The organism is Paenibacillus sp. 05T425, assembly GCF_056396205.1.
In genome coordinates this window covers 261,137-272,792 of the sequence record NZ_JBFTLA010000002.1, presented here as the reverse complement: position 1 = coordinate 272,792, position 11,656 = coordinate 261,137, and the positions used below count along the sequence as shown (strand labels likewise).

General features: G+C 53.3%; 7 protein-coding genes. All 7 read right to left on the bottom strand.

Features of this window, described 5'->3' with window-relative positions:
- Positions 1-82: 82 nt before the first annotated feature.
- The 7 genes from AC1DF0_RS05025 to AC1DF0_RS04995 all read right to left on the bottom strand — a co-directional run bounded on the left by AC1DF0_RS05025 (position 83) and on the right by AC1DF0_RS04995 (position 11,591).
- Entirely contained in the window at positions 83-1,198 is a 1,116-nt protein-coding gene (locus AC1DF0_RS05025) for a sugar ABC transporter substrate-binding protein (RefSeq protein ID WP_477573248.1), read from the bottom strand.
- Positions 1,199-1,331: 133 nt separating this feature from the next.
- A complete protein-coding gene (locus tag AC1DF0_RS05020) occupies positions 1,332-3,425 on the bottom strand; it encodes a methyl-accepting chemotaxis protein (protein ID WP_442051959.1) in 2,094 nt (697 codons plus the stop codon).
- A 454-nt stretch (positions 3,426-3,879) separates the two neighbouring features.
- Positions 3,880-5,025 (bottom strand): D-xylose ABC transporter substrate-binding protein, encoded by a 1,146-nt coding sequence (gene xylF, locus AC1DF0_RS05015; RefSeq protein ID WP_442048663.1) that lies wholly within the window; start codon positions 5,023-5,025, stop codon positions 3,880-3,882.
- 22 nt (positions 5,026-5,047) lie between these two features.
- Positions 5,048-6,586, bottom strand: a complete 1,539-nt coding sequence (locus tag AC1DF0_RS05010) for a response regulator (RefSeq protein WP_442048662.1) — start codon at positions 6,584-6,586, stop codon at positions 5,048-5,050.
- The gene (locus AC1DF0_RS05005; RefSeq protein WP_442048661.1) at positions 6,561-8,030 is read right to left on the bottom strand and encodes a sensor histidine kinase; all 1,470 of its coding nucleotides are present in this window, start codon (positions 8,028-8,030) and stop codon (positions 6,561-6,563) included. The genes AC1DF0_RS05010 and AC1DF0_RS05005 overlap by 26 nt, the downstream gene beginning before the upstream one ends.
- A complete protein-coding gene (locus AC1DF0_RS05000) occupies positions 8,027-9,004 on the bottom strand; it encodes a substrate-binding domain-containing protein (protein WP_475822836.1) in 978 nt (325 codons plus the stop codon). The genes AC1DF0_RS05005 and AC1DF0_RS05000 overlap by 4 nt, the downstream gene beginning before the upstream one ends.
- A 172-nt stretch (positions 9,005-9,176) precedes the next feature.
- The gene (locus tag AC1DF0_RS04995) at positions 9,177-11,591 is read right to left on the bottom strand and encodes a choice-of-anchor A family protein (RefSeq protein ID WP_442048659.1); all 2,415 of its coding nucleotides are present in this window, start codon (positions 11,589-11,591) and stop codon (positions 9,177-9,179) included.
- Positions 11,592-11,656: the final 65 nt, after the last annotated feature.

Sequence of the window (11,656 nt, the reverse complement as noted above, 5' to 3'; positions counted from 1 at the left end):
CCCCTTAACCTAGCAGCCGTTAATATTGCGGAATAGTGATAGCCATGGACTACCACTATCCCGCCTGGGCTATGCTTTTGTCTTATTCCAGACCTGTGAAGTCTTCCGCTTTGTAGTAAGCCGAATCAACAAGCTTTGCTTTTACGTTCGCTTTGTTAACAACGATAACGTCTGTTTGTTTAGCTGCGACGTCAATTTTGCCGTTGTTGTACGAACCTGTCGTTTCAGGCGTTCCGCCGTCGAGCAGCGTTACCGCCATGCCCATTGCGTCTTTAACCAGCGTACGAACGTCTTTGAATACCGTCATGGACTGTTTGCTGTCAATGATGTATTGAACGGATGCTTTCTCCGCGTCTTGGCCGGTTACGACGAAGCTCGATACCGCGCTGTCGGAACCGAATACGTCCGCGATGGCGCGAGCCGTGCCGTCGTTTGGAGCAAGAATCAGAACATCGCCTTTTGCGTTAGCGGCAGCGGATGTCAGGTGAGTTTGCGCTTTGTTTTTAGCTTCGTTCGGATCCCAGTTCGTTGTAACTTGACCGATGATTTTGCTTAGCTCATCGCGGGACAGTTCAGCTTTGTCTTTCAAAGCAACCGCTTCGCTGGAGTTGGCGATAACGAATGTGCCGTCAGCGATTTTTGGTTGCAGTACTTTCCATGCGCCGGCGAAGAATAGGAATGCATTATTGTCGGTAGCTGCGCCTGCATACAGGTACAGCGGTTGGCCTGCGCCTTTTGCATTGTCTACTAGGTATTTCGCTTGCGCCGCGCCTACCGCTTCGCTGTCGAACGTGACGTAGTAGTCAACCGCATCCGTATCCGTGATCAGACGATCGTATGCGATAACTTTGATGCCTTCTTTTTTCGCTGCTTCTACGGCTGCGCCAGCGGCTGCGCCGTCTTGAGGACAAATAATGAGGACGTCAATGCCTTTGTTAATCAACGTTTCCACGTTTTCTTTCTCCTTAGCGGAGGAACCTTGGCTGAACAAAATTTCCGTCGTATATTTCGTGCCGGATAGCGCATCCTTAAAACGTTGCTCGTCTTGTACCCATCTTGGCTCATCTTTGGTCGGCAATACGATACCGACGCTTACGTCGCTTCCGCCACCGCTTCCGTCTTTGCCGCATGCCGCCATGATTGTAGCGAACACCATCACAACTAGCAGGAGAGAAATCGCTTTAAACTTTTTATTCATTTTTTTACCCCTCTCAAATGTGTTTCTGCTGTTTACAGGTCAAATATATCACCTAACTCGATTCATGAAAGCGCTATACAATAGCACTCTTTTATAAAATCCTATACTTTTTTAAGGTGAGTCTTGTCCGTTCTTAGGTCCTGAACTTGGAAACCGTGAGCTTCAGCTCGGCTACCAGCTCCACGAGCCTGCTGGCATGCTCGGACACTTCCCCGATGGATTCCGTCTGCATGTCCATGGTTGATGCGATCTGCTGCGTGGAAGCCGTCGTCTGCTCGGATACGGCAAGTATCGTCTGTATCGACGCGACTACTGTTTCCTTTTGTGCTTCGATGCTTGCGATTGTACCCCGTTCTCCTTGCAGGCGAGACTGCATTCGGCCGAGCGAATCGTTCATGCCGCTCATGGCTCGGCTCACCTCGGACACGGCTATCCGCTGCGTTTCGTTCATCGCGTTCGTATCGCCGACGACGGAGACGAGATTTTCCGTTTGCGACAGCATCTCGGAGATGGTCGCATGAATGCTCTTCGCCGATTGCTTCGCCTGAACCGCCAAGCTGCGCACCTCGCCCGCCACGACAGCGAAGCCTCTGCCGTGCTCGCCGGCCCTAGCGGCCTCGATCGAAGCGTTGATAGACAAAATATTGGTCTGATCCGTAATGGCGAAGATCGCTTTCGCCACGGAAGCAATCGATTGCGACTGGCGGCTTAAGTGATTCACGATATCCGATACCTTTCCGAAAGCCTGCTCCAAGCGGGTATACGACAGCTCGAGCTGCTCTACTTGGCTGTTGCCGCTCTTGAGATCACGGCTGGATTCAGCAAGCACAAGCTTGATGTCGCCGGACTGACCGATGAGCGTCTCGATTTCCCGGCTTAGCACTTGAACAGCCTCGGAGCTTTTCTCGATTTCGGTCGAGGTGTGGGAAGCGCCGCGCGCGATTTCGTCCGCCGAACGGGCAATCTCGACGCCCGAGGTCGCATTCTCGCTTGCAATGGTCGTAACGAAGCCAGCCGTCTCTTCCACCGCCTGCACGCTGAGGTCGACTTTCCTTATCAATGCGCGCATGCTGCCAAGCATCGTATTGTAGCTGGTCGCCAGCTCGCCAATCTCATCTTGTTTCGCATAGCTGAACTCCGACATCAAGTCGCCTTCCGCGGTTTTAGCAATAGTCATTCGAAGCGAATTGATTGTCTTCAGCAGTCCCGTCGCGATTGTATAAGCAGCCAGCGCCCCGATGATAAGACCGATTGCGAGGGAGATCAGGCTCGTGGCCACGAACTCGAAAAGACTGTCGGTCAACGCTTGTTTGTCCACAAAAGAAACGACGCTCCAATTCATCGAATAAACGAACGAGACCTCTCCTTTATACCGGACATCCTCCCATTCCATGTCGATACCGCTTCTTTGGCCTGCCGCCACGTCCGCCACCCAGCCAAAATTCCGCTTCATATCGGCTGGCTCGGAGAGCGCGTCCAGCACGCCGGGTATGCTGCCGCTCGCGTTCGGATCAATGTTCGTTCCGTCCAAGCCTTGCATGAACGAGGAAATGATCAAGCCCTGGTTATCGTAGATGACCAGCTTGTTATCCCCGAATTTCTCGTTGGATTCCCGCAGCAATCCAATCCCGTTCAAGTCGATATCGAAGCCCGCGACACCGTACAAATCTTCTCCGGTCAACACCGGCGTCACGATCGAAACCGTCATCTTGCCCGATAATTCATCCAACCGGACGTCCGTCCAAGATGTATCCTTGTTTTGAAGAGCAAGCTTATAGTGAGGCATCTCTCTCGCATCACCCGAATGGCCCTTCTCGTGAGTCGTCAACTGTTGTCCTGTCGACGCTGGGATGAAGTACGCCCCGAGCAGCGAATGATCCTGAGCCTTCACATCCTGCAGCATGCTTGCGATATCCTGATTCGAATTCCCGGAGCGGCGGCTCATTCGTCCGATTTCTCCCGCCATCCCCTCGACCGCCTTCTCGTATTGCTCGGCGAACATCCGAAGCTCTCTGGTAGCGCTTTCAACTTGTGTCGCGTTTGCCTTTGCGAACGTCTCTGCAAGCGAAGCCTGCATGGTGCCGAAGTTCATCGCGCTCGAGCCTATCAAGGACAACAGTATCGCCGCCGAGATCAGACCCATCCACTTGACCCGCAGCGATCGCCCGTTCATGCGAAACCGAACGATTTTACGGAAATTAAAATTCCACCCTCGCGTCTTCCTCATCTGTCTATCCCCCGCCTAATATTTGGGTTGTTGTTCGTTCTACCCAAATATTACTCGACTTGCTTGGATACCCGCTTAACAATTAAGATGATAAATTTGTGTTACCTAGTATTTTTTTGTGCTGCCTGTCGAATCATTCGGCTCAATAGAGGTGTGCTCGCATTTTGGATGGATTTCGTACAGTCAAAAGGCTAGGAACGAGAAGATTTCGATGTTTGATTGGATTTTATGCAGTCAAATGAACGGAGAAAGGTCACTGGGGGCGAAAAGGCCGATTCTGGCTGTATCAATTCCATTCAAAAGTCAGTTCAGCGGGCGATTTTGACCTATTAGACTGTATGAAATACAGGCAAAATAAACCTCAGTATGCGAGTCTCCGATTTATACAGAAAAGGATCTCAACCCATTCACGGCAAGGTGAAGGCTGAGATCCTCTTTCTCTAATAAATAAACGTTATTCCGGCTGCGCGAACCTGTACACATCCTCCTTGGCGTGGAAGCCGTCGGCAATAATGGTCGCGTCCAGGTTCAGCCGATCTACCGCGATCGGCGACAGCAGTACGGACGGCACCTCGATCTTGCCGTTATTCACCTTCCGGTCGGCGTGCGGAGTCTCGCCCTTGGCCATCATGACGGCAAGCTCGGCCGCCTTAAGCGTCAGCGCATGGATCGGCTTATACACCGTCATCTCCTGAGTGCCGGTTACGATACGCTGCGCGGCAGCGAGATCCGCATCCTGTCCGGCGACCGGAATTTTGCCGGCCAGTCCTTGTGCTTCCAATGCTGCTATGACGCCGCCTGCCGTCGCGTCGTTGGCGGCAATAACCGCATCGATCTGATTGTTATTGGCCTTCAGCGCCTCTTCCATATTGGCTTTGGCGTTAGCCGGCGTCCAATCCTTGGTCCACTGGTCGTAGACGACCGTAATATCTCCGCTGTCAATGAACGGCTGCAGCACGTTGAACACGCCTTCCTTGAACAAGTGGGCGTTGTTGTCCGTCTCCGCTCCTCCGATATACACATATTTGCCTTTCGGCACAAGCTTCGTGATCGAATTGGCCTGCAGTTCGCCGACCAGCTCGTTGTCGAAGGAAACGTACAGATCGATCTCTGCATTTTTGACCAGCCTGTCGTAAGCGATAACCTTCACCCCAGAGGAATGGGCTTTCTTCACAATCGCTGCCGTGGCCTCCGCATTATGGGGTACGATGACGAGAAGATCGATGCCATGGCTGATCATCGTCTCCGCTTGTACGATCTGAAGCGCGTCGTCTCCGTTCGACGCACTGATCTCGACCTCAACTCCGAGAGCTTCCACAGACTCCCGGAACAAATCCCGGTCCTTCAGCCAGCGTTCCTCCAGCAGCGTATCCATGGAGAATCCGATCTTGATCGGTTGCTCCACGGTCTCAGAGCTTCCGCCTGTTCCATCTTTGGTTGATACCGGCGAGGGCGAAACAACCGAATTCGACGCGCCACCACCTCTATCCGCATCCGCGCCAAGTGCGCCGTCGTCGCCGTTATTGTCGCAAGCGGCAACGGCTAAGACGATAACGATTGCAAGCAGAGCCGTCCTGACTCGCATCCATATACGCTTCACGCTAATCGCTCCTTCTCTGCCGTCAGCTCTCATCGTCGGTCAGCTTTCTGCCGCCGAGCAGCGTCTTGCGATATTCCTTGGGCGAGACAGAGCACATCTTCTTGAACACCTTGCTGAAGTAGTTCGGATCGTGATACCCGACCTCGAACGTAATTTCCTTGAGGCTCTTCTCCGGGTCCGCCATCAGCTTCTTCGCTTTTTCGATGCGGCATTCCGTTAGGAAGTCTATGTAGTTGATGCCAAGCTGGTCCTTGAACATTTTGCTAATGTAGAACGGACTAAGTCCCACGCGTTTCCCGATCGCATCTAGCGAAATATCCTCTTGAGAATGCTCCGCGATATACAACTTGATCTGCTGGATCGTGTCCGGCTCCACCTGTTCGTAGTGTTCCGCGTAGGACTGCTTCATGCGATCCAGCAAACGTCCGGTTTCGGCCCTCAGCTGGCGGCCGTCCTGAGACTGGAAGGAGAACAGCGGCGTCTCCGCCTCGATGCCCATCTCGCTGAGCACGCGGGAAGCCACCCACAGCAGCTCGAGCACGCGTTGCTGCGTCTGCATCAATTCGGCGCCTTCGTTCTCATACTGCTGGATAAAGTCCATGACGCCAGCCCTCACCTGGTCCCATTGTCCCAACCTGATTTGGTCGAAGAACTGCCTCTCCCGCTGCTTGGCCAGCTGGCCGTCAAGCACGGCGCCCAATACGGGCGTGTCCTCATAAAACCTGTATTTGACCGGTAGCGACGTATCCATTGAAGCTATTAGCGATTCTTGGTAAGACTGGCGAATGTGCTCGAGCGATCCCGACATGTTGCCGATGCCAACGAACCAGCCCGAAATGGCGTCCTGCTTCGCAACGGATAGAATATCTCGGGCGAGGGAAATCGCTTGGGTTCGGTACGAGCGCTCTGGATCCCTAACAACGATAATGGGCAGCTGGCGGCCGTAGAGTGCTCCGACCAGACCGCCTCCTGCCTGCCTAACCTTCTCCTTCACCGCTGTATAGAATTGTTCCGCGCCTGCGGGCAGCAGCACGAGCATGACGAACATTTCATTTGCCGTCCGAATATCAAGGAGGCCGACCAGCTCGTCGACATGCACATCGTGCACATGGTCGAACAGCAGCTGCGTCACGACGTCCGTCTCAATGAGCGGCAGCGCCTTCTGCAGCGAATTCTGCTTCATGCGATCTTCTTCAATCTCCCGGAGCACCTTCCCGACCGTGGCTATAATTTCGCTCGCCTTGCTTGGCTTGAGCAGGTAGTCTTTCACGCCAAGCTTGATCGCCTGCCGAGCGTAATCGAACGCGTCATACGCCGTTACCATGACATATTTGATCCGAGGATACTGCTCCTTGATCACTTCCACCGCTTCCAGACCCGTCATGCCCGGCATTTTGATATCCATTAGAATCAAGTCCGGCTCGAACTCGCCCGCCATCTGCACCGCGATCTTCCCGTTCTGGGCTTGCGCAATGACTAGGTCCGGGTAGCCCTTGCGCAATATCGCCTGCAGACCTTCGCGTTCTATTTGCTCGTCATCTACGATCAGGAGCTTTATCATAGGTTTCGATTCCCCTTGTTTTCGGTATTTTCATAATGACCTTCGTGCCGCGCCCGCTTCCGCTCTTAATATCGATCACGTCCTCAAGGCCGTAGAACAGATGAAGCCGTTTGACGACGTTGCTCATGCCGATACCCGTCGAGTGACCTTCCGCCTCAACGGCATGCTCCGCTAATATGCTTTGGATTTTTTCCTCGGTCATGCCCGGGCCGTCGTCTTCGATCTCGATCGTAACTCGCTCTTCCCCGTCGATGACGCGGAACCAAATGTTGCCGCCTTCCTCTTCGGGCTCGACCGCGTATATGACGGCATTCTCGACGATCGGCTGCAGCGTAAGACCTGGAATTTGCACGTACAGGCATGACTCGTCGAGCTCTATGTGCAGCCTTAGCCGCTCCGTGAACCGCGCTTTCTGAATATCGATATACTGGCGCATCACTTTCACTTCATCGTACAGCGTGACGGAGCGATCCAGTCGCTTCAGATTATAGCGCAGCAAGCCCGCCACGCTGACAAGCAGATCGCTTGTCTCCTCCGAGCCTTCCAAATAAGCTTTCTTCGACAGCGTATCGAGCGTGTTGAACAGAAAATGCGGGTTAATCTGACTCTGCAGGCTGCGAAGCTGGCTCTCTTGAAGCAGCAGCTTGTTTTGCTGCAGCTCGTTCTCGAGCTGCGCCTTCTGTTGGATTTCCGAGATCAAGTTATTAATGTTGATCCTCATCCGGTCGAACATCTTCGCAAGGAAAGATATTTCGTCGTTGGACTCCACTTCCACTACTAAGTCGAACCGCCCTCTGGACAGCTCCTTGGCCGCTTGGGTCAGCTTCAGAACCGGACGCGTAATACTCAAGGAGAACCAGTACGTGAAGACGAGCAGGAGGAACGTGATAAGCATGAGAAGCCAGACGCCCAGCTCCCTCAGCTCCTTGGATTGCTCAATAATGCCGCGGTAGAAGCGGTCATAAGTCCTCAGCTCGGTATCGATCAGCGTCAGCGTCATCTCGGAGATGTATTTGGAGATGCGCGTCGCTTCCGTGAACGCCTGGGACGAGGCCTCCGTCTCCTTCTCAGATTGGAAAATAAGCGATCGGTCGGTCGTCTCGACGAGACTGTCGATTAGGTTCATGTAGCTGGTTAAGACAAACGCATTCTCCGCATTGCGAAGCATATTCACCTCGTTCTTCGCCCCTAGAATACTCTCACGGCTCTCGTCCAGCTGGGTCAGGTTGGCTTCGCTCGGCGTCATCAGGTAGTTGTTCAGCGACGTAATGATCTGCTGGCTTGCCGTCGTCACCTCATTCATGCGAAGGTAGCGCTGCAAAATGTCATTGTACCGATCTTGCGTCTTCTGGTTGTAATAAGTAAGCGCTATCCATATCGTCGCCATAAAAAACAGCACGATCGCCGCCAGTGTCCATATTTTTTTCTGAATGCTGATGTTCATCGCGCTTCCATCGCCTTCGCCATCCGAATATCGGTGAGATAACCGTCCATTTCAAGAGGAACCGTCTCGCCGCTCAACCACTCCATCATCAGCTTCACGCTCAGCTCGCCCATTTTCTCCGGAGATTGCTCGATCATCCCGTCCAGCTTGCCCTGCTCGAACAGCTCTTCCGACTCGCGCCCGTCATCGAATGAATAAATATGATACGGTCCGATCTGCGAGCGCCTGCCGATCTCATGCAGCATCGCGCTGGCCATGCCGGCGTTCACCGCAATGAAAGCATCGGCGTCCGGTACCCGGTTCATCAGATCCTTCGTCGTGGCAATGACCTGCTCCCTTGTCGCCTCTGTTTCGGCGTAAGCCGTCCGAACATCCTTATAATCCTTCAAGACGTCTTGAATACCGGCCAGCCGTTGCTTCTGATAATACTCCTGATACGTGTCTCCCAGCAAAATGACGTTGCCCGATTGCCCCATATCCGCAAGCAGCTGCTTGGCGATCATCTGCCCCGCCGCGTACTGATCGGAGCCGACGTAGGTTCTTCTCAAGCTCTCCGCCATCGGCACGTCGTTAGCGACCGTTATAATGGGAATGCCGTAGAAGGCCGCCTTAATCTTGGTCAGGCTCTTGAACTCCTCTGCATCAAGCCCCTGCACGATAATGCCATCCACTTTGGAGTCGATCGCGATTTCTATTTTTTCCAAAAATTCCTCTTTGTTTTTCCCGTAGCTGCCCCATACCTCAAGACTCGCTCCGTCCTTCCGCGCCTGCTCGACCGCGCCGTGGCCAACCTTGTCCCAGAACGTCGTCTCCAGCTCCTGCGTGATGAGCACCAGACGATATTCGGTCTGCTTTGGGATCTCCGTCTGCGGCAGTCGCCAATCAGAACGGAAGGCTTTGCCCGCTGACACGAAGGTAAAAAAACATAACGTAAGACATACAATGCCGAGTAGAACCATGACCATTTTGCGCAAGAGAAGCGTCTCCTTTGTTCGAGCCTAACATCTAGCATCATCATATCCATGAATAGGAAAATGTTCAACTACGCTTATGTTATTTCATCGTTTAATCGAAGCAAACAAAGGATGCCCCGCAAGCAGCGGAGCATCCCTTGTTCAATTCATGCATGCATACAGCCTTCTCCTGCTACTCCTCTTCCTCCTCCGTTACGATAATGCGTGTCGTATTGGACAGCAGTGCCGCTCTGAAACACGAGGAGCCGAAGCGGAATTCGAAGAAGACGACCGCTTGGTTCTCGATGAAATCGCCTGCCGGCTCGAACAGAACCCTAACCCGGAACGACAGCGTGCGCGTGACGCCCGGTCCGATCGCGCCTAAGCCGACGCCTACCTTCGGATCCATTTGGCTGACGCCGTCGACGACCAGACTGCCCGATACGAATTGCAGCTGATTGGCCAGCTTATCATAGAAGATAACGTTGCCCGCTACGATATCGGTCGATGTATTGCTAATGGTTACATGATATTGATAGCTTTCTCCCACTCTAACCGTCTGAACGTTTGCCGTCTTAATGAAATTCGAGAAATCGGATGCGCTAATCTGCAGGATCGGATTCACGATCGTATTCGACTGGAACGTCTGCGTCGAGATCGTTCCGTTCGCGAGAAGGAAATTCGCCGTCGCCTGCGCCGTGTTCGTGAATGAACTGCCGCCCGTTACCAAAGCATCGAACCGAACGAATACCGCCTCATTCGGCGGAATAGGACCGAGATTAATGCCCGTATTCGGATTCGCCTCCAGCTCCAACACATCATCAACAATAACAGTGCCCGGTATGAAGAGCAGATTCGGCTGTAGGACATCTTGCAGCGTCGTTCGGACCGATATCGCATTGCCGTTATTGACGGCGAACAGACTTAACGTAATGCGTTGACCGATGAATAAAGATACGTCGAGAAAGGTTTTCGACAGCAGCAGATTTGGCGATGTCGGCTGGAACGCTCGAATCACCGTTACGAGTGCCGTATTGACAATAGGCTGAACCGTGCCGCCCATGAACGGAATCGTTACGCCCGGCAGCGGCGGCAAGGTGATGCCAGGAATCGTTACCGGCTGATCCAATACAACGACGCCTCCTGCTATCGTTAGCGGGGGCTGGCCCGCATTGTCTCCCGGCGCCGGCGTTACTCCCGGTTTGAACACGGGAAGAACGGGCAGAAGCATGCCGTTCACCGGCGTTACGCCCGGCGTGCCGGGAATGGCGATCTCCATCGGGCTGCAAGTCGGAACGAGCGTTCCTGGAGGAACAGTCACAACAACACCGTTGTTCGTAATTAGTCCCTGCGGCGGAAAACCCGCAACGAACACCTGGAATTCAATCGTGACCGTCTGCCCGACAGCAATCGTCCCGAGCACAAGCTCCGAGCCGATGTCCACGCCGCTGAATCGACCGCCGTCAATGAACAGGCTTGACGGGATGACGATGATTCCGTCTGGGAATACATCGGTTAAGATCGCTTCGCCCGGCGCTGTTCCCGTATTCGTAATCGTGATCGTATACGTGATCGTATCGCCCAACTGAGCGGTTAACACGCTTGGCGTCTTCGTTCCGACAATGTTCGGCCCCGTTATGACTGCTGGGGTTGTTGTCGTCGTACTCGAAGAGGTTGTGGATGATGTAGTGGTGGTTGAGGTAGTCGATGTAGTCGATGTAGTGGATGTTGTAGATGTCGTGGACGATGTTGTTGTCGTCGTTGATGTTGGAGGAACGACCATCGGCCCAGGCAAGCAGCCCACGAAAGGAATATTATGCGCCTCAAGTGTACCCGACACATTCGTCAGCGAAGCCGCAATAATCGTTCCGTTAATGTTGCCAAAGCCGATCGCTTCCCAGTCCGCATAAGGCGCAAGCACGGAGCCCGTAATGGATAAGTTTTGGTTAAATGCCCTTGTCGCTTGATAAAAGTTCCATAGAATCGTTGCTCCGTCTTCACGCGTGGACGTAACGCCATTGCGGAAGATTGTATAGCTGCCGAAGCCTACATCCGTTCCGCCGACATTAATAATGATCGTCGACCCTGCCGGAGCAACAATGTCGATCCCGTTGGCGGTATCGAGGCGAAGCCCGTTGCCGTCGACATTATTTCCGTTAAACGTGAACACGTTGAACGCAGGATCGGTTCCGGTTAGCACAATCTGGCCAAAATTGTTCGCTACCGTCCCGGTTGGCGTTACAGCCGAGAGATTGAGTGAAAGCGCCGCGAGCTCTTGCTCCGCTAAGTCAAAGTCGATAGGTGTGCCGACTAAWGGCTGATTCGGAACGCCGTTGTTGTTGGTCATCGTGTAATTAATGATTTCGCTATCGGGATAGATGACCGTATTGCCCGCAAAGTTCGTACCCATCGAAACGTTAATGTTTCCTTGAACGATCAGATCCGGCCGTGTCGTTGACACGGGCAGCGTATCGCCGATGCCATAGCTGGTGTAGGTAGCCGTCCCTCCAACGGCAACGCGTCCTTCCGAATCGACGAAAGACTGGGTATGATCTCCGAAAACAAAAACATTAAAGTCGTTGGCGATGCCTAAATTCACACAAGCCATCCTCTGCGCCCCTCCTCCATCTTGAGGTCAATTCCTAAATGTCATTCCATSATGTGTATGCATAA

What these genes read in the sequence shown, in the direction of transcription:
- AC1DF0_RS05025 (WP_477573248.1), bottom strand. Translation starts at nt 1,198, where the DNA reads ATGAATAAAAAGTTTAAAGCGATTTCTCTCCTGCTAGTTGTGATGGTG.
- AC1DF0_RS05020 (WP_442051959.1), bottom strand. Translation starts at nt 3,425, where the DNA reads ATGAGGAAGACGCGAGGGTGGAATTTTAATTTCCGTAAAATCGTTCGG.
- AC1DF0_RS05010 (WP_442048662.1), bottom strand. Translation starts at nt 6,586, where the DNA reads ATGATAAAGCTCCTGATCGTAGATGACGAGCAAATAGAACGCGAAGGT.
- AC1DF0_RS05005 (WP_442048661.1), bottom strand. Translation starts at nt 8,030, where the DNA reads ATGAACATCAGCATTCAGAAAAAAATATGGACACTGGCGGCGATCGTG.